Annotated in this window: 14 protein-coding genes and 3 pseudogenes; 13 read left to right on the forward strand and 4 right to left on the reverse strand. The window is 33.5% G+C overall.

What is annotated here, in order from left to right; translation table 11 throughout:
- The first annotated feature begins 43 nt into the window (after window positions 1-43).
- A complete protein-coding gene (locus AC3WSK_RS05500) occupies window positions 44-3091 on the forward strand; it encodes a hybrid sensor histidine kinase/response regulator (protein ID WP_492414556.1) in 3048 nt (1015 codons plus the stop codon).
- A gap of 472 nt (window positions 3092-3563) precedes the next feature.
- Here the strand turns inward: AC3WSK_RS05500 and AC3WSK_RS05505 are convergent, their stop codons facing one another.
- On the reverse strand, window positions 3564-3743 hold the full coding sequence (locus tag AC3WSK_RS05505) for a hypothetical protein (RefSeq protein ID WP_079561143.1): 180 nt from the start codon (window positions 3741-3743) through the stop codon (window positions 3564-3566).
- Window positions 3744-4081: 338 nt separating this feature from the next.
- On the opposite strand from AC3WSK_RS05505, the pseudogene AC3WSK_RS05510 reads away from it, so the two are divergent.
- Window positions 4082-4506: pseudogene (locus AC3WSK_RS05510) on the forward strand (MaoC family dehydratase).
- Between the two features lie 123 nt (window positions 4507-4629).
- Here AC3WSK_RS05510 and AC3WSK_RS05515 read toward each other — a convergent pair.
- Window positions 4630-4754: pseudogene (locus AC3WSK_RS05515) on the reverse strand (IS110 family transposase); the annotation flags it as partial.
- A gap of 653 nt (window positions 4755-5407) precedes the next feature.
- On the opposite strand from AC3WSK_RS05515, the gene AC3WSK_RS05520 reads away from it, so the two are divergent.
- Window positions 5408-7591 (forward strand): M60 family metallopeptidase, encoded by a 2184-nt coding sequence (locus AC3WSK_RS05520; protein ID WP_492414586.1) that lies wholly within the window; start codon window positions 5408-5410, stop codon window positions 7589-7591.
- 443 nt (window positions 7592-8034) lie between these two features.
- Here AC3WSK_RS05520 and AC3WSK_RS05525 read toward each other — a convergent pair.
- Window positions 8035-8277: pseudogene (locus AC3WSK_RS05525) on the reverse strand (Ger(x)C family spore germination protein); the annotation flags it as partial.
- 373 nt (window positions 8278-8650) lie between these two features.
- Between AC3WSK_RS05525 and AC3WSK_RS05530 the strand changes: the two are divergent.
- The 7 genes from AC3WSK_RS05530 to AC3WSK_RS05560 all read left to right on the forward strand — a co-directional run bounded on the left by AC3WSK_RS05530 (window position 8651) and on the right by AC3WSK_RS05560 (window position 16382).
- Window positions 8651-9925 carry a cation:dicarboxylate symporter family transporter gene (locus AC3WSK_RS05530; protein WP_079561146.1) on the forward strand — a complete coding sequence of 425 codons (1275 nt, stop codon included), beginning with the start codon at window positions 8651-8653 and terminating at the stop codon, window positions 9923-9925.
- 540 nt (window positions 9926-10465) lie between these two features.
- A complete protein-coding gene (locus tag AC3WSK_RS05535; RefSeq protein ID WP_492534986.1) occupies window positions 10466-11902 on the forward strand; it encodes an ABC transporter permease in 1437 nt (478 codons plus the stop codon).
- A 10-nt stretch (window positions 11903-11912) separates the two neighbouring features.
- Window positions 11913-12599, forward strand: coding sequence for an ABC transporter ATP-binding protein (locus AC3WSK_RS05540; RefSeq protein WP_492534988.1), 687 nt, complete (start codon window positions 11913-11915; stop codon window positions 12597-12599).
- Window positions 12600-12652: 53 nt separating this feature from the next.
- Entirely contained in the window at window positions 12653-12976 is a 324-nt protein-coding gene (locus AC3WSK_RS05545) for a hypothetical protein (RefSeq protein WP_492413737.1), read from the forward strand.
- Window positions 12977-13158: 182 nt separating this feature from the next.
- Window positions 13159-14616: a sensor histidine kinase gene (locus AC3WSK_RS05550; protein ID WP_492413735.1), complete on the forward strand. Its 1458-nt coding sequence runs from the start codon at window positions 13159-13161 to the stop codon at window positions 14614-14616.
- Between the two features lie 464 nt (window positions 14617-15080).
- The gene (locus AC3WSK_RS05555; protein WP_492413733.1) at window positions 15081-15326 is read left to right on the forward strand and encodes a hypothetical protein; all 246 of its coding nucleotides are present in this window, start codon (window positions 15081-15083) and stop codon (window positions 15324-15326) included.
- A gap of 66 nt (window positions 15327-15392) precedes the next feature.
- The gene (locus tag AC3WSK_RS05560) at window positions 15393-16382 is read left to right on the forward strand and encodes an ETX/MTX2 family pore-forming toxin (protein ID WP_492413731.1); all 990 of its coding nucleotides are present in this window, start codon (window positions 15393-15395) and stop codon (window positions 16380-16382) included.
- A gap of 181 nt (window positions 16383-16563) precedes the next feature.
- Here AC3WSK_RS05560 and AC3WSK_RS05565 read toward each other — a convergent pair whose 3' ends face one another.
- The gene (locus AC3WSK_RS05565; RefSeq protein WP_492413729.1) at window positions 16564-17025 is read right to left on the reverse strand and encodes a GNAT family N-acetyltransferase; all 462 of its coding nucleotides are present in this window, start codon (window positions 17023-17025) and stop codon (window positions 16564-16566) included.
- A gap of 173 nt (window positions 17026-17198) precedes the next feature.
- Between AC3WSK_RS05565 and AC3WSK_RS05570 the strand changes: the two genes are divergently transcribed.
- The 3 genes from AC3WSK_RS05570 to AC3WSK_RS05580 all read left to right on the forward strand — a co-directional run bounded on the left by AC3WSK_RS05570 (window position 17199) and on the right by AC3WSK_RS05580 (window position 19410).
- Window positions 17199-17372: a hypothetical protein gene (locus tag AC3WSK_RS05570; RefSeq protein ID WP_492413727.1), complete on the forward strand. Its 174-nt coding sequence runs from the start codon at window positions 17199-17201 to the stop codon at window positions 17370-17372.
- Window positions 17373-17911: 539 nt separating this feature from the next.
- Window positions 17912-18790, forward strand: coding sequence for a GNAT family N-acetyltransferase (locus AC3WSK_RS05575; protein ID WP_492413725.1), 879 nt, complete (start codon window positions 17912-17914; stop codon window positions 18788-18790).
- 77 nt (window positions 18791-18867) lie between these two features.
- On the forward strand, window positions 18868-19410 hold the full coding sequence (locus AC3WSK_RS05580) for a GNAT family N-acetyltransferase (RefSeq protein ID WP_492413723.1): 543 nt from the start codon (window positions 18868-18870) through the stop codon (window positions 19408-19410).
- Window positions 19411-19619: the final 209 nt, after the last annotated feature.

The raw sequence follows: 19619 nt of genomic DNA on the forward strand, positions 1-19619 counted from the left end.
TTGCGTGTTTATTATCTTTCTAACAGGCTCACGAGTTTTATGGTTGGAATTATTTAATAATTCAGATCAACCACATGCTGTAAAAGGGCAAATGGATTTAAGGAATTGGAATTTTAATGATGAACATGCCATTACACTCGATGGAGAGTGGGAGTTTTATCCTAATAATTGGTTGATTAATGAAGAAAAACACTTAGAATTTAAAAAGGTTCAATCTACATACATACAGGTTCCTAATAGGTGGAATTCTGCTTTACAAGAGGAAGAGACGAGTCCTTATGGTTACGGTTCTTATCGATTAAAATTACTGGTCAATCCGGAAGAAAAAATAACCTTCAGTATACGAGTTCCCAGCGTTCGGAGTTCCTCAGAACTATATGTAAATGGACGACGGTTAGCAAAATCAGGTGAAATAGGGGAGAATGCAGAAAATACAATTGCCAAAAACGTTCCATATACTGCTTCCTTTGAATCAAACGGTCATAATGAAATCGAAATTATTGTTCAGGCTTCTAACTTTAAGGATCCTCGTGGCGGTGGAATTTCTCGCTCCATTAAATTAGGAAAAGAAGATATATTAGGTAGGGAAACGCAATTGTCGATAGCTATGCAACAACTAGTTGCAATAGTTTTTTTAATACATGCGATCTATTCCATCATTTTATTTTTTGTAGGAAGCATGGAAGATAGAAGATTACTTTACTTTTCTCTGTTATCAATGTGCATTATGAATTATTACTTATTAGGAAGCGATGACAAATTATTATCTTATTGGTTTTTGATTAACTACGACTGGGGCTTTAAATTAGCTCATCTTGTTATGGTAGGGATAGGCTTTTCACTACTTCAATGCATAAAACATTGGTTGCCACAACATGTGAGAAAATATATAAGTTGGTTTAGTATTATCTGTGGTATAACCTCTTTATTGACAATCTTACTACCTACACGCTATATACTATTTAATCAAGTCGTTTATATTATTATAATAGCAATCGCATTGGTTATAACGATCCTAACAGTAATGCAAAAATCTATTAAAGAGATTAGAAGTAATATTGTTTTACTTCTTGCCACTTTAGCATTTAGTAATAATCTTATTTGGGATGGTCTTCTTCTCATTTTTGGAGTAAAAGTGATTATGTATCCAATTGATCTAATTATAACGATGACTTGTTTGGCTATTTTGTGGTTTAAAGGATATGCTAGGGTTTATTCAGATACGAAAGAACTTGCAACCAAGCTCCAAAAGACTGATAAGTTAAAGGATGAATTTCTTGCTAATACTTCTCATGAATTACGAAATCCACTTCATGGGATCCTTAACATATCTAAAGCTGTTTTGGAAAGAGAAGAACGTGTACTCAGTGACAAAAGTGTCAAGGATTTAGAAACAGTGCTGTCTGTAGGAAGTCGTATGTCACTTATGTTAAATGATTTACTAGATGTCATGAGTTTAAAAGAAAATAATCTTAAACTAAAGTTTAGAACTGTTTCGATTCACGCAGTTGTATCGGGTGTATTAGATATGCTCTATGTTATGAGTGACGGAAAACAGATTCAGTTATTGAATCAAATCCCTAAAGATTTCCCGAAAGTATTGGCTGATGAAAATAGAGTGATTCAAATTGTTTTCAATTTACTTCATAATGCGGTGAAATACACGAACGAAGGTGAAGTAAAGATCTCTGGTCATGTAAGAAATGATATGGCGGAAATTGTGATTTCGGATACTGGTATTGGAATCGATGAGAAAACCATTGAACGTATATTTGAACCTTATGAGCAGGGTACCTATAGTAAGGAGGCAATGATAGAAGGCGGATTTGGGCTAGGACTAAGTATTAGTAAACGTTTGGTTGAACTACATGGAGGAACATTACGGGTAAAATCAGCTGTAGGGAAAGGGTCAGAATTTACGTTTACCCTACCAATATCTGACGGAACGGATGAGCAAACAAATGTAGCACCGCTATCAGATGTGAACGAAGTATCAGCGGTAGTGACTCCTGCAAATCCATTTGATGATCGTATTGAAAATCATTCAATCATGGAAGCGAATCGACCTAGAGTATTGGTTGTCGATGATGATCCAGTTAACTTAAGAGTTATCGAAACAATACTTTCCATAGAAAAATACGACTTAGTATCTGTTACAAGCGGTAATAAAGCTCTCGAAATATTAATGTCACAAGAGTGGGATTTAGTCATATCAGACGTAATGATGCCAAATATGTCTGGGTACGAATTAGTACGTACAATTCGTCAGCAATTTTCAATAACTGAACTACCAGTTTTACTTCTCACAGCAAGAAGTCAGCCGCAAGACATTAAAAATGGTTTCTTATCTGGTGCGAATGATTACGTCACAAAACCAGTGGACGCTTTAGAGCTAAGATCAAGAGTAAAAGCACTAACCGACGTTAAACAATCTGCACAACAACGGCTTCGAATGGAGGCAGCATGGCTTCAGGCTCAGATACAGCCCCATTTTTTATTCAACACATTAAATGCGATTATCACGTTAAGTGAAATTGATATCGAGCGTACTAGTAAGCTACTTGAAGCACTAAGTGATTTTTTAAGGGAATCCTTTAAGTTTCAAAATATTGATGAGCTTGTTCCACTGGAGGACGAAGTAAATCTTGTTCGATCTTATTTATACATTCATAAGGAACGTTTCGGGGAGCGGATAAACGTAACGTGGAATCTGAACGTTTCCACAGACGTCATGATACCATCACTGACCATCCAACCATTAATTGAAAATGCTTTGAAACATGGGATATTGCCCCGTGAAAGTGGCGGGAATATTCATATTAGCATTGAAGATTTCGACACGTATATTGAGATCTCTGTGTCAGATAATGGTACTGGAATGGATGAAGCTACGATGGAACGTTTACTTGAAAGAAAATCGGAGACTTCAACTGGCATTGGATTGCTTAATACAGATCTTCGCTTAAAACAACATTACGGTAAAGGACTTCAAATTAAAAGTAAGCCAAAGCATGGTACAACCATATCGTTTGTAGTTCTTAAAAAGAAAGAAAAATCAAAGCAATTTAAGCGTGAACTGTTGGTAAAATAAGAACATTCAATAGGTGCCACCCCCCATTTCATAATGGGGGGTAGTTATATAAATATACTGTCCATTTAAAATCCTGTTTCTGCAGGATTTTTTCTTTAATTAAGGAGAGAGTAAGGAAAAGATAAATAAAAAGAAGGATAGATACAGGAAGTGTTATTTAAGTTATAAAGTTATTTTAAAATATACCTCACCTAAAATAGTCCAACAACATTCAGACATATTTTTTGTTGGTTTTTTACATAATAATCAAAACAGTAGAATGCAGGAATCGATGGTGAAATATTGTCCACTATCTTATTTCCGTCTAAGCTAAGGAGCCTAATGTATGCAAACCTACATCCACATGATAGGATGAATCGTCTTTGTCAGGTACTTGAATCCAATAGAAAGTTTCCATTGTGACGTATCTTTTATAATGGATTTTATAAAAACAAGAACAGATAACTTTAATTAGTCATCTGTCTTCAGCAAATCATTTTGTAAACGGATCTTCCGCTTCATATAGATAACTTTTCTCAAAATTTTCTTTTGTTTCTGCAAAAACGGTTTTCTCCTTTGCTTCTGCTTGTTCACTAGCTGGAGCTTCATCGTGAGAGGAACAGGCGGTTAGTAAGAACGCAGTCAGTGCCCCTAAGTACAAGAATTTTTTCATTGCTACAACCTCCGTTATTGTTTGTTACGTTTTAGATTGTGCAATTACACTTAGAATATAACGGAAAAGGCGATGATAAAAATTTCTTTTGAAACAAAAAATGAAAAATAAACGTTTAACAATAAAAAGGGATATTGCGTGAAAAAAATTTAAGGATTCATCACAATTTGCGGATTAGTATTAGTAGGTTGCTCACATCAAGAATTATAAATACCAATTATAAAAACTCAATAGAAGAAGGTAACTCTAAGAACTGTTGAAAAGTAATACTAACCATTAATAGTAGGTGTTAGAATAGACTAAGTAATCGTATTAATTAATATTTAAGAGGTGTTTTTATGAAGTTAGATGAATTTACAATTGGAGATGTGTTCGAAACTAAACCATACAAATTAACAAAAGAGGATATTATGAGGTTTGCAGGTGAGTTTGACCCCCAATATATGCATTTAGATGAGGAAAAAGCAAATCAGGGAAGTTTTAATGGAATCATTGCTTCTGGGATACATAACTAGCTATTTCATTTAAGCTATGGGTTGAAGAAGGTAAATATGGTGAGGATGTTATTGCAGGAACAAGAATGAATAATATTAGATTTATAAAGCCGGTGTATCCTGATGATGAACTACATATCATTGTAAAGGTTATAGATAAGAAAGCAACAAAGAATGAAATGGGTATCCTAACGGTATTGTTATCTACTTTCAATGATAAGGAAGAAAAAGTTTTTGAGGGCGAATTATCTGCATTGATAAAACGATGAAGGTTATTTTAAATTATTGAACACCACCAGTTAATAGTAATTCAATTAAAGGGGACAATTCTTAAAAGGAATTGTCCCTTTTCCGCTAACATTGCCATTTCAGGAAAATTCACAGCGACAACTCTTGTCATAAAACTCTTTGAGTTTTTTATTTCTAGAGCTTCTTATTCCACACAAAAACAGTTAAATATAAACTGTGCCTTAGCCTACTAGAACCGTTTAGTAATCCGATTGACGGTCAGAAGGAAAACCTTCAAAAGTTGCGTTAGTTGCTTGTATTAATAAACTTCTTCAATGGCTATATGCTTTATTAAAGAGGAAAGAAGTTTTCCTTGATTTATCTTAAAATTGACCATTAGATGAAAATAATTCCACAAAACACTTGGAGGGATTATTTGGTTTGTCCAAAAACAGTATAATATAAAGAAAAGTGCCATTTTACATATAGATATTGACAACCTATTAGCTGGTTTAGTTGAAGATTCGCATTCCGAAATAATCAGCTAGCTTTTTCAAATTCATGGCAGTAAAAGCAAACTTCCGCAAAAATATGTTTAATTGTTTCTTTACCCCTCGCATAGATTTGCCTGATAGCATCCAAAGGACGTAAATGTTCGGCTATTTACGTTTCATATATGAGGTTGAATGATGACTTATAAAATGAACAAATTATGACAATTAATATAGTTTTTTCCTTGATTTTATATCAATATTGCTATTCGAAGTGTTTATTGATATGTTTATTTGATTTGTATAATGAATTAAGAGAATAAATGATTAATAATGTGTTGATATTGGTATATTTATGGCGGAATTGTTAAAAAATGTGTCAAAAGATACTATGGATATATAAGTAATAGGATTACTTATGTAATTAAATAAATAGTAGGAGAGATATATGATGAAAAGAAGACAAAAACAAAAAACAAAAAATTTAGTGATGTCAACTGCTCTATTTTCTATGTTTGCTACCGGAATAACGCCTTCATTAGAAGCCTTTGCGGAAGAACAAACACAGCAACAGAATGTATCTAACGTGTTAAAAAACGAAAAATCAGTGGCAGTGGAAAATCGGAAGTTTGCAGTTCCAGGAAAAGGGGATATCGCGAAATTCCAAAAAAGCGAAAGAAGAGATAGATCATTCAGTCCTTATGAACCGACTGGGATATACGCTAGGCCTAATGAACAAATAATCATTCAAGTAGCAGGAAATCAAAATATCGATGCATACATTGGAACTTATTCATATGATGCTTCATGGAGAGAAGATTCAAAAATAAAATCCTTTACATTAAAATCTGGTTCAAACACTATTCAGTCTCCAAATGGTGGGATGATTTATTTTTACAATAAACAACAAGGAGGCACCATTCAAACAACAATAACATCAGGCGGAACGGCTACCCCTCTCTATGAACTCGGAAAGCATACAAAACAAGATTTAATAGATATGCTTAATCAATATCCAAATGCACATACGGTTGAATTAAAAGGGGAGCGTGTATTGATAACTGCTAGCCCAGCACGTGTTAAAAAATATTTGATAGGCTCTAACACAGATCCTACTCAACTATTGAAAAAGTTAGATGAAGCTACTAGAATTCAAGATAAAATATCTGGATTATCTGAAGAACAAGTAGATAAACATTATCTACACTATGTTGAGGATAATAATTCTCTAGATTATTTTATGTATGCATATCCTTATAGAACTGCATATGTAGGAGACGCAATCCAACATATCTTAAATATTAATAAATTTATAAATGATGGATGGGGCCCGTGGCATGAGGCGGGGCATATGAGACAACAAAATCCTTGGGCATTTTATAATATGACAGAGGTTCAAAACAATATTTATAGTCTTGCAGTAGAAAAAGCATTTGGTCATCCAACCAGATTAGAGAGAGAAGGTGTTTATCCAAAGGCTTTTAGCTACTTAGAACAGCAGAATAAAAATTATGACGAGATTAGTGATCTTTTTGTTAAACTTGCTATGCTATGGCAATTACATCTGGCGTATGGAGAAGAATTTTATCCTAAATTGCATCAATCGTATAGAAATATGTCTGATAGTATGTTACCTAAAAATAATGAAGACAAGAAACAATTATTTATGATTGAAGCCTCTAAAGCAGCTCAACAAAATTTAATTCCATTTTTTGAAAAATGGGGATTGCGACCAAATAATGATACGATCCAAAAGGTAGCGGCTCTAGGGTATCCAATCTTAACAGCTGAAATTTGGAAAAGTACCGATTCTAATCCAATTAAACCGGATACATCAGAATCTGGCAACATTTTAGATGGTAACCAATTTGCCTGGTCGTTGAAAGGAATTGGAGATTTTGAATTTGCAAAGGTAAATTTGAATAAATCGACAGGAGAAATGCAAGTTGATCTAAAAGCAGGTGTGCCACATCACTACTTTGATAAAATATATGCGAGTTTAAAAGTACAAAATCTAGCTGGAGTAGAAGTATATAAGAAAGATATATATGGGAATAAAAAACAGAATGCAGAACAAGAAAGAGTGTCCGTAAATGAAGGAGATTATATTGAGTTGACACATCTTGAAGGTGGAGAACGGGCTACGATTACAAATGTAGATAATGGAAAACAAGAAAGCTTTGAAGAAAAAGGCATCTACAAAGTTACCGTAGAGGGTCTAAAGAAGGTAGAAAAATTACCAGAAGCAAAAACTTTGGATGGTAACCAATTTACATGGTCGCTGAAGGGTATTGGAGATTTTGAGTTTGCAAATGTGAACTTGAATAAATTGACTGAAGAAATACAAATCAATTTAAATGCAGGTGTACCACATCATTACTTTGATAAAACATATGCAAGCATAATAGTGCAGAATTCATCTGGACAAGTGATATACAATAAAGATATTTATGGAAACAAACACCAGAATGCGGAATCACAAAAGGTACCAGTGAAAGTAGGCGACAAAATAGAATTGACACATCTAGAGGGGGGACACAGGGCTACTATTATGAAAATAGACAATGGTGAACAAGAAAGTTTTGGGGAAAAAGTAGTTTATGAAGTCACTTCTACAGGTTTGTTAATAAAGTAGCAACGTTATTAAAGATTTAAACATTACAATCCAGAATGAAGCGCATTTACATATGGTTTCTACCCTTTTCTAGTTTCGCCTAAATCAGGACTTTATGGGTAATGTGATAAGTATATGAAGTGAAATGGTCCGAATTTGTCAAAATTTCTTTTCTTATTGTAAATGTCCCACCTGTTAAAAGGGGGGGGAATTTACCAGCCAAAGTACCAAATAAAAAGTCGATTCCATAAATTAAGGAATCGACTTTTTATTTGACTTACAATAATAACAATTAGTGGATAGGAAAATAGCACTATCTATAATGTATTAAAATAATAAATACACTCAAATTCAATCCTCCTTGCAGTTTCATAGCTTAGCTTGTTATCAGTGGTTTATTTAAAAAGGTGTTATTAAAGGAATTTCATTTAGGGCTCTTGGGTAAAGTGGACATTTGTCTGATATCATGTTTCTCTAAATCGTAAGAAAGTATCGATAATTGAGAAAGCGTCCTCGTGTTTTAAAGATTCCTCTGTAAATATCAAATGGGTTATATGCCCCCATTTAACTTCTTGATCAACGGAACGATATAATTCAAAAATAGCTTCTTCTGCTGTGTCTCCTTTAGCATTTCCAATCTCTGCAGGCGCTTCTAGAACAGAAGGGGTGTCAGATTTGGCTATATTTTTAAAGTTAATTAATTGTAGATAAACCTCATACTAAGCAGCTTTAAAACCCACTCCGAGCCCATTAACTTAATACATTCTCTGGGGTTCTATCGAATCCCAACATGGTAGTGTTCCAATTAATAGAAAAAAGCACCTAATCATTCTACACATTATTTTCTCTCCCCTAAATCGATGAATATATTTTAGTTTGGTAAAAATAAAGCGGATTATAAGTAAAAGGATTTAATAGTATATGCGCGCGATACTTACGATAATAAGGAATTTGTTGGATGATATATTCAGATATTTCTTAAAAATTAATTAATTTTTCATCGGATTTTGTCGGATTTTATAAGTAACTTGTACGATAAGGCACGAACCAAAAAAATTAATACTAGGAGGTACGAAAGTTTTGAAGAAGAAATTTAGAATCAGTTTAGCGACTCAAATTTTAGTCGGTTTGATTTTAGGGATTATTGTTGGTGGTATCTTTTACGGAAGCCCGAAAATCGAAACATATTTACAACCTTTAGGCGATATTTTCCTTCATCTCATTAAAATGATTGTTGTGCCGATTATTATTTCGACTTTAATCGTTGGTGTAGCTGGTACTGGAGACATGAAACAGCTTGGACGATTGGGCGGGAAATCAATTATTTACTTTGAAATTATTACAACAGTAGCAATTGTTGTTGGTTTACTTTCCGCAAACATATTCCAACCTGGCGCAGGTCTGAACATGAACGAGCTCTCTCAAGGAGATATTTCGAAATACGTTACAACTACAGAAGAAGTACAGCATGAAGGACCGTTTGATATTATTGTAGGCATTGTACCCACAAATATCATTCAGTCAATGGGTGAAGGCGACATGCTTGCTATCATCTTCTTCTCAGTTATTTTTGGTTTAGGGGTTGCTGCCATTGGCGAACGAGGAAAACCAGTATTAGACTTCTTCCAAGGGGTAGCAGACGCTATGTTCTGGGTAACAAACCTTGTCATGAAATTCGCTCCGCTTGGGGTATTTGGTTTAATCGGTGTAACCGTTTCCAAATATGGATTCGCTTCTCTGATACCACTGGCTAAACTTGCTATACTTGTTTACGCAACAATGCTATTCTTTATATTTGTCGTTCTTGCGCTTGTTGCAAAATTCGCAGGTGTCAGCATCCTCTTCTTAATTAAAGTACTAAAAGATGAGCTGATTTTAGCGTTCTCAACAGCAAGTTCTGAGGCTGTGTTACCACGAATTATGTTGAAAATGGAGAAATTAGGTGCTCCAAAGGATATCGTATCCTTTGTTATTCCAACCGGTTACTCCTTTAACTTAGATGGTTCAACCCTGTACCAAGCTATTGCTGCATTATTTATTGCTCAAATGTACGGTATTCACCTAAGTATTGGTGAACAAATTACGTTAATGCTTGTATTAATGGTTACATCTAAAGGGATTGCAGGTGTTCCAGGAGTATCATTCGTTGTACTTCTAGCAACTTTAGGTACTGTCGGCATTCCACTTGAAGGTTTAGCATTCATCGCAGGTATCGATCGTATCCTTGATATGGGACGTACAGTCGTTAACGTAATTGGTAACTCACTTGCGTCATTAGTTATGGCGAAATGGGAAGGCCGTTTCGATACAGACAAAATGAAAAATTACTTTAAAAATAACGAAAATTTAGCATAAATTTCATCACTATGTGTAGCATTACACTGACCTAAAAACAAGAACAAATAAAAACACCTTTCGTTGATCGGGAATATTGCACTTTATCAGATCAACGTGGAGGTGTTTTTTCTATGGGGATAGTTATACAGTAACAAATGAAAATAATTGATGAACAATCATCTATAGTTCACTTTAAATCAAGTCACTCACTAAATTAAAGTCCCCTACATAATTTACTTATAGGCTAAAATAACAGAAATTACAGATTCGAAAAAACTAGTAATCATAGAAACAAAAGTGTTTCTTGTCTAATTTAAACTATTTCTGTAAAGAACTAAAATAATTGAATATAAAATTTACAGCACGCAATTCCTCCATCAATAAGCCATTTGGTGGGGGAATTGCTTCTTTTTTAATATAAAATAATCATTTCTTCAAAAATAAAGTTCGGAGATTGATCCACATTAACTCCCGTATATCTCTAGATACACTTCGCAGTATCTCCATATAAACTACACATTACTCCTATATATTATAGCTATCAAGGAGGTAAGGAAAATGAATTTTATCAAACGAGCATTTTTAAGTGTTAAAGCAAGGAAAGGAAAATCGCTAATATTATTTACTGTATTTTTAGTAGTTTCCAATTTAGTATTAGCGGGTTTCGCTATTCAAAATGTTTCACAAAAGGCGAATGATCACGCTAGACAAACATTAGGTGTTGACGTGAGTCTTAGAATGGACGAAGAGAAGCTTATGGAAAATGTGGCGAAACAGCGACAAGAGAATCCAAATGGAAAAATACAACACCCTGAGCTTTTCGCTGATGAAGCGGACCAGTTAGCGAAGTCACCCTATGTAATAGACTACAACTATCTTAAAAGTGACATGCTTGTAGCAGGTGATTTCACGCCTATTAATGGTGACAACGGTGACAACGGTGACGAAGGGATAAGTGGAGCAGTAGGTGGCAGTCACTCTGGAAATATGAAAATGCCTAATACATTTATCGAAGGTGTAAAAAGTTCTGATTTATTACAAGAATTTACAGATGGGACGAATGAAATTATTGACGGTCGTTCAATTGAATCAGAGGATGTGAATAAGAAAGTAGTTCTGATTGAAAAACGGTTAGCCGAAGAAAACGAGCTTCAAGTTGGTGATAAGTTAAAGATTAAATCACCTCATGAAACATCAGAGGTTGAGTTGGAAATAATAGGGATATACAAAAATTCCAGGATAACCGACTTCGATGAAAGGTTACAAGCTATAATGCATCCATCTAACAAATTATATACTACTTATGACGCGACGAAAGAAATGTCTGAAGAAAGTGATAAAAAGGGTGTATCTATAAACGAAGCAATTTACTACTTAAATGATCCAGAGAATATTCAGGATTTTAAAGCAGAGGCAAAGAAAACAACTATTGATTTTGATTTATTTAAGCTAGATGCGCATGATGCTTTATATCAAAAAATGGTAGGCCCTATCGAGAATATTGCCGCTACTTCCAAAATGATTGTTTATTTAGTATCCATTGCAGGATCCATTATATTAGGTCTTATTATTATGTTGACCATAAAAGAGCGACGCAAGGAATTAGGTATTCTATTGGCAATCGGTGAAAAAAAGAGAAAATTAATAGGACAACTGTTAGTAGAAGTACTATGTATAGCTGTACTAGCATTTGGTCTTTCTATCATTACAGGTAAAACAGTGTCTCAAAAAATGGGCGACAGTTTATTACAGCAAGAAGTGATTGCTGCCGAAGATCAACAACAAGAATCAAATACTTTAGGGTTCTCGTTTGGAAGTATGAATAGTCCAGAAAAAGATGTGGATCCTATCGACAATATTGATGTCAGTATATCATCACAAGATGTGTTGAATTTAGGTGGGTTAGGGCTATTAATTGCGATTTTATCAACACTTCTTCCAGCGTTGTCAATTCTTCGTTTAAATCCAAAAGAAATACTATTAAAAGATGAGTAGGAGGAGTCACATGGACACTATATTACAATTTAAAAATCTATTTTACTATTATCAAAGTAATAATAAGAAGAATACTTTATTAGAGAATGTAAATTTCACCTTTGAAACAGGATGTTTCTATAGCATTTTAGGTCCATCCGGTTCAGGAAAAACAACCGCACTTAGTTTAGCAAGTGGATTAGATAACCCAAAAGAAGGACATGTACTTTACAAAGGAAAAGATATACGGAAAATTGGTTTAGATAAATATCGAAATAAATATGTTTCGATCATCTTCCAATCATATAATCTCATTACGTATATGACGGCTCTTCAAAATGTCGTGACGGCAATGGAAATTACAGGAGTTAACATAAATGATAAGAAGAAAAGAGCGCTTGAGTTATTAGAAATGGTTGGCTTGTCGGAAACCGAAGCAAAAAGAAAGGTTTTACAGCTTAGTGGCGGTCAGCAACAGCGTGTAGCCATTGCTCGTGCATTGTCTTGTGAGGTAGATTTATTAATTGCGGATGAACCGACCGGTAATCTAGACGAGAATACTTCGGATGAAATTGTCAATTTGTTTAAAGAGCTAGCTCATAAAGAAAATAAATGTATTATCGTTGTCACTCATTCCCAGGAAGTTGCTAAACAATCTGATAAGGTAGTGTATCTTGAAAAACGAAATTTGGTTTGTAAGAATCTGAAAAAGGAATAGTTTGTAAAAATGTAGTTGGAATAGAAGTCAAATATAAAATTGGAGTGGAAATAATGTGGACGAAAATAGCAGCATCCATTGGTTTAGTATCTATCGGAATAGCAATTGGTTTATTTGCGAATTTGATGAATTTAGATGGAAACCTGGATCAAAGTGAAATCAATATGGACCAAAATAATAACACATATTCAGAAGAAGTTACACCTGATCAGCGTCAGTGGGAATCTCCAAATCCAAGAGGAGAAATGACACCAGAACAGTGGGAGGAGTTCACAACAAAACCGGGTGAACAAACACCAGAGTGGGATCCATATTCATCTAATCCAGAAGAAGATATGATACAAGGTTCTACATCGGGTTCTACATCTCCTAATTAAATTTCTTTGATGTGTTAGGAGAATACTCTAAGATAATTAATTCCATTAGTAATAAAACTTTTAGGATACTTTAGTCCGTCAGATTCACTTTCAGGCAGCAATGACTAGTTATCAATAACGTATATTCCCCCTTAGGATAGACAGGTGAAAATTAAAATATGTTGATCTTAGGGGGAATTTCGATGAATAGGATTGTAAACATCATGAAGATGAAAAAAATAACCTATAAGCTCTTTATGGTCATGTCTCTCATATTGTTATCTTTTGCAGTCTTGATTTATTTAACTTTATACTTTTTCCTTCCAACATTTTATGAACAATATAAAACCAATCAGCTCCAATCGGGAATAGAGGAAATAATCCAGAATGCTAAGAATTTAACATTAAACAATGCGATACCGCTTTTTGACAACTACATCAAAAATAACAATGCTAATATTTATCTGCGAACTAAAGAAGAAACTATTATATATTCACCTATTTTCATGATGCAGGGAACTACGCAATCATCAAATCTTACTGCAAAAACAGCATTAATACAGAATGAAGAAACTCTATGGAATGCATTTTTTGTTACTTTGCCGATTCAATTCCTAGATGAAAGTAATTTAACAGTTACTGTATTCGCGACATTTCAACCTATTGATGAAGCGTCACAGGTTTTAGTACGTTTTCTTCCTTATATAAGTATCATTGTAGTGTGTATTGGATTAGGGAGTGCCTATTTATATTCAAGGTTCATTACAAAACCGCTCATTTATATAAATGAGGGTGCGCAAAAGATGGCAAACCTGAATTTTTCCGAAAGCATCGTAGTCCGTTCAAATGACGAATTAGAGGAACTGTCCAATAGCTTGAATGAGATGTCGAATAATTTGCAACAAACAATGATTGATTTACAAATAGCAAATGAACAATTAAAAGATGATATCGAAAGAGAAAGAAAAATCGAAACAAAACGTAGGGAATTTTTCGCTACTGTTGCACATGAATTAAAAACTCCTCTCACGGTTATGAAAGGATATTTAGAAGGGATGATTTATAATATCGGCCCTTATCAAAATCGTGACTTCTATTTAGAAAAAAACCACAAAATTATTGAAAGAATGGAACAGCTCGTTCGCGAAATTTTGAGTATGTCTAAACTAGAACAAGATACCACTAAACTGCAATTGGAAGAAGTCGACCTTTTAGAATTAGTTGATTCAATAACGAAAGATCTTGTTTTTTTTGCTTCTGAAAAAGACATTAAAATAGTAAAACAAATTTCTCCTTACATGAGTGTACGTACAGATCGTGATTTATTAGAAAAAGCCTTTAAAAACATAATTCATAATGCAGTTACGTATTCACCGCATGGAGAAACAGTATTTATTGAAGTAACTAGGCTTCGAAAAGAAAATCAGATTCAAATAAAAGTAATTAATACAGGTGTTAAAATTAAGGAAGAGGAAATTCAACAATTATTCGAGCCTTTTTATCGAATCGAAAAATCCAGAAATAGGAATACAGGTGGAAGTGGGCTAGGTTTATATATTGTGAAACAAGTTTTTGAATCTCTTTCGATCATCTATACAATGGAAAATACAGAAAATGGCATACAGTTTGTAGCTACTATACCTAAATGGATAAGGAAATAACTAAAAAGTACATTTAAATATATAAATTGTCTCAGATTTTATTTGAGACAATTTTTTACTTTTGAATAGAAAAAGCTTAGTACCCGCAACTTCAAAAGATACTTGAGTAAGAAATTGGCGGAAGTGCTATGAACATCTATACTTCTAAAATGATATAAAACATGTTAAAACAAAGTCGCGATTGAGAATTGAGAAAATGGAAGTCTTAAGTAAAACAAAACGGGATATTTTTTCTATATATTGATATAACAGGTGGTGTTATCATTAAAAATTGTAGAAAATTGAATTAATGTTAGTACTCAAATCTACCACGATTTACTGACAGAGATAAAATATTTTCGGGAAAATACTCCAGATACTCCAAAATCTCCAGGTAATCTTCAGATAATCTTCATAGTAACTACAGATAACGCCTATACAATTAAGACTGTAAGACAAAATACTTTAAAGGGAGATTGAAAACTATGAAAAAGAGGAAAAAATTAGCTGCTACTACTCTAGGTGCTGTATTTGCACTTTCAACTTTTGGAGCTGCGTTTGCTGCCGAAGTCCCAACCGAAATTATTGGAGGTAGTGAATATGTGAAAGGGCAAGTTAGTAAACCAGCTAACTTTGATGAGATTTCTAAAGAAAAAGTACAAGAAATTTTCAACCAAGCAGAGGCAGGTACATTAACGAAAGAAAAAGCAACAAAACAAGTATTATTATAGGTAGGTTTTTTGTAGATTTGTGTCAAGATGTGTCATATGATAAATTGATGTAAAAGGAGGAATATTATGGAAAATCTGAAAAATAAGACTTTAGCATTGATAGCCATTACTTCTATAGGTACTTCGTTTGCGATGACATCACCAATTTCTGTAAGCGCTACACAAAACACTGGCGAAAAAATTTATGCAATGCAAACTAAAAATGAAATAGAAGATGCAAAGGTACCAATTGAAAACTTAGTAAATCATTTTGTGAAAAACTTGAATAAATATTATCCTGACAAGATAGAAGGTACGTATCGAGAGGATAAAGATCCGAAAATAATTTACAATGATTTGAAATTTAATCAATTTTCAGTTCAAGCCGATGGCTCACCTGTAATTACTAGTTCAGAAAATGTATATGTAGGAAGAGAAACTTTAACAAATAACACGGATATGGAACAAGTTTTAACGACGCAAAGCTTTACTAAAACCCTTTCGAATACTGTTACTAACTCGACTACACATGGATTTTCATTTGGAGTAAAAGCCACTTCTAAATTTAGTATACCTTTTGTTGGAGAAACCGGAATAGAATTGTCAACAGAATACAATTTTTCTGATACATCAAGTTATGAAAATAGTGAATCGTATACGTATATAGTTAGTCCGCAAAATATTCGAGTTCCCGCACATTCTTCTGTTGAAGTCATTGTAATATTAAATACGGCTAAAATGAACGGGGATGTAAAACTTTTGGCAAATGCGTCAGGTACTGTGACGGCTAGTCCATATTATACTTTTCCTCAATACCCTAATATAGATTTTAACGCATATATGGAAAATATGAAATTGAATGAAATTGCAAGGGTGGTTTCACAAGAGAATTTAAAAAATATTTCTCCTAATTCAGATGGGGAAACAATTAATTTAATAGGATCTGGTAAGTATGAAGCAAAATATGGAACTACATCTTCCGTTACAGTAAACCCTGTGAATACAAAAGGGAAAGTAGCAGATGATGGGTACACATATAATGTGAATCCGGAGATTGTGAAAGAGAAATCTTTTTAGCAGTCTACCAATATACCTAACATATCCTGAGATTCAACCCAAGTTATTTGAAAAGACACTTGCTTCTATAAAAAACAATGGAGATTTGTACTAATAAATGGTTGTAAAATAACATAGGTCGAATGTTAACATTTCTAAAGAGCCTGCTACTTTTAATGCAGGCTCTAATATCGATTTATTTTTAAAGTTCTAAGCACATAATAAGGCTCGCTTCTTTAAATCCATGTCTTTCATACAAGGCAAGAGCACCACTATTTTCTGCTAAGACACTTAGCTCTAAATGATCTAATTTACGTTCTTCTACCCATTTTTTTGCCTCTCGTAGCAATTCTGAACCAATGCTTTTACTTTGATATTGACCTCCAACAATTACATCCATAATATATGCATAATTATGCTGGACGATACAAGAATAAGGAGGAGTAGTTAATTCTTGAATTAGTAAAAAGCCGGCAATATTGTTATCTATTTCAGCAACAAAAATATCCGATTTTTCTTCTGAAATTGTGTTTCTAAGAAACTCCACATCCTGTTTTGCTGGAGCTATGTACTTTGGTTGTAGTTTTGACATCTCTAAAAACAGTTCTTCATATAATATTTCTATTTGCGGAATATTATCTAATGTTGCAACTTTAATATTCATGTTCTACCTCTATACGAATTTACATTATTTTACTTTACCGTATTTTGTGATTTTTGAAAAAAATCAGTAAAATGAATAAAAAACTCAAATAGTTAACACCGTATAAACCGCAGAGGATTTCCAATACTAAAGCTGTTTAAAAATAATCAGAATGATAAAGGAGGCTATCAACAGTGAGATTTTTTGCATGGGGACTTTTAGGTGCCGCAGCTATTTTTGGCGTAGTGAAACGCTATGGGATGTCAGACAATGCACAACAAATGACATCGTCTTCTCAGGAAGGCACGACACCGGTACAATTAGTTGCAAACAGTAATCCACTTACCGCAAACACACCAAAACAATAAATAATGCACTATCTGGCTTATAGACACTGTAAAGGTCTATAAGCTTTTACATAAAAAATGAAAGCTAATATTATTCTTTACAAAAGTATCCAGAAAAATGTATAGTTGTGTTAAATATATGGTGAAACGGGGTTTTGATTATTTATGATGAAACTTATTAATGGCTAATAAAATTTTAAATAATTTTATAGTGCAATAACGCATATTAAGGTGTATACCTTAATTATTTTCAGTTCGCCCATTTGCACAATAGCGATTAGAAGTCATCATATCTATTCAAATCATATATTTTTAATATCTCCTATAAGCCTCTAGCAGGGTCAAGGCAAAATCCGAACGAGTATTTTTTGTACAGAAGCTAAAGCCCAGCGAAGTGACAGCCACAATTACACTGAGGAGTATTAATTTATATTGAATTTAAATTTGACTATGAGAAGGATTTCTTCTTATGGTTTTTTTGTCTTTATGGGGGGTGTGCAAAATGGTAATGTCTCAATTACTTACTTTGAGCTAATAAAATAGAGAAATGAGGCGTAAATATGACAAATTATCAATTAGTATATGATTACAAGGACAATCAAAAATATAGAGAAAGTTTTAATGAATTAGCAAAGCTAGTTTTTGGATTAGATTTTAGCCAATGGTATGAAAAAGGTTGCTGGAACGATCAGTATAGTTGTTATTCATATATCGATGGAGAAAAGGTAATTGCAAATGCATCAATAAGTAAAATGACTGTAGTTGTAAACGGTAAGGATTATAAAGCCATACAAGTTGGTACAGTAATGACGCATCCGGATTATCGTCATAAAGGTTTAGCAAGGAAATTAATGAATGACATTATTGATAAATATGAGAAACAATACGATTTCATCTATTTATTTGCGAATGAAACAGTCTTAGATTTCTATCCGAAATTTGGGTTTTCACGAGTACAAGAAAGTAGATATTTCTTAAATGCTGATCGTTTACAGAAAAAATCAAACACCACGATCCGAAAATTAAATGCTGAAAATAGCAACGATGTATCTTTATTGAAATTGTATGCGAAGGAAAGAATTCCATTGTCGTCGGTTTTAGATGTGAAAGATAATGAAAGTTTACTTATGTTCTATTTTCTTATTGCATTTCCTAATTCAATTTATTTTATCCAAGACGAAGACGTTATAGTAATATTCGAAAAAGAGGGTGAGGAATTACATCTTTTTGATGTTGTTAGTCGCAGTAAAATTGATGTAATAGAAGTTTTAAGCTACATTACTACATCGGATATAAAAAGAATTATTTTTCACTTTATTCCTGATTGTCCTGATCTAGAGTCTGAAGTAATTGAAACCGAGGACGATGTATTGTTTATTCGGCAGATGATAAATTTCGGGACAGAACGACCGTTATTTCCATTAACATCGCATTCGTAAGGCTGGTTAAATGTTTGAATACAATTATATTAAAGAGTTTTTTCTATTATAAGAATAAGTGAAAAGGGTGATTCAACTTGATACAAATAAAAAGGATATATAAAGAAAATTTCCCACAAGGCAAAAAAATTATCTATCAATACAGCTCCAATAATTATTATGATGTTTCCTTTAAAGAACAAGAAAATGGCTGGTCAGTTGATTTTACGTTAAAACATTTCGACACGCCTTTTCACAAGTATTTGGAAGGAGAAATTTTTGAGGATCATATAGAGGATATGGAATGTTATATTGTTGAGTTTAATGGGGAAGAAACGGGAATTGTTAGTTTTAATCATGAGAAGTGGCATCATGTGTTAAGAATTAATGATATTCATATAGATCCAGCCTATCAACAGCAAGGCATTGGTAGTAAGCTCATGGCTTTAGTCAAAAAGCGAGCAGCAGAAATTGGGGTGAGGGCAATCGTTTTAGAAACACAAACGTCTAATTATCCTGCTATACAGTTTTACAGAAAACATGGATTTCACTTAATTGGATGTGACCTAATAAGTTACTCCAATAAAGATATTGAAAAAAGGGAAGTAAGGATTGAAATGGGATTTGTACTTGAATCGTAATTATCGAAAAAAGAGAATGAAGGTGACAAATTAAATAAAGTCATACTTCTTCAGCAAAATGAGGGGATGATTTCCGTTTCGGCTGGGTGCTTCGTTGTTGCTGTCGCTTCGCTTTCGCACAGATAAAACATTTGTTGCTGTCGCTTCGCTTTCGCACAGATAAAACATTTGTTGCTGTCGCTTCGCTTTCGCACAGATAAAACATTTGT

It is taken from the genome of Lysinibacillus sp. EB271-A1-10B (assembly GCF_058791335.1).

What these genes read in the sequence shown, in the direction of transcription:
- AC3WSK_RS05505 (WP_079561143.1), bottom strand. Translation starts at nt 3,743, where the DNA reads ATGAAAAAATTCTTGTACTTAGGGGCACTGACTGCGTTCTTACTAACC.
- AC3WSK_RS05520 (WP_492414586.1), top strand. Translation starts at nt 5,408, where the DNA reads ATGAAAAGAAGACAAAAACAAAAAACAAAAAATTTAGTGATGTCAACT.
- AC3WSK_RS05535 (WP_492534986.1), top strand. Translation starts at nt 10,466, where the DNA reads ATGAATTTTATCAAACGAGCATTTTTAAGTGTTAAAGCAAGGAAAGGA.
- AC3WSK_RS05540 (WP_492534988.1), top strand. Translation starts at nt 11,913, where the DNA reads ATGGACACTATATTACAATTTAAAAATCTATTTTACTATTATCAAAGT.
- AC3WSK_RS05545 (WP_492413737.1), top strand. Translation starts at nt 12,653, where the DNA reads ATGTGGACGAAAATAGCAGCATCCATTGGTTTAGTATCTATCGGAATA.
- AC3WSK_RS05550 (WP_492413735.1), top strand. Translation starts at nt 13,159, where the DNA reads ATGAATAGGATTGTAAACATCATGAAGATGAAAAAAATAACCTATAAG.
- AC3WSK_RS05555 (WP_492413733.1), top strand. Translation starts at nt 15,081, where the DNA reads ATGAAAAAGAGGAAAAAATTAGCTGCTACTACTCTAGGTGCTGTATTT.
- AC3WSK_RS05560 (WP_492413731.1), top strand. Translation starts at nt 15,393, where the DNA reads ATGGAAAATCTGAAAAATAAGACTTTAGCATTGATAGCCATTACTTCT.
- AC3WSK_RS05565 (WP_492413729.1), bottom strand. Translation starts at nt 17,025, where the DNA reads ATGAATATTAAAGTTGCAACATTAGATAATATTCCGCAAATAGAAATA.
- AC3WSK_RS05575 (WP_492413725.1), top strand. Translation starts at nt 17,912, where the DNA reads ATGACAAATTATCAATTAGTATATGATTACAAGGACAATCAAAAATAT.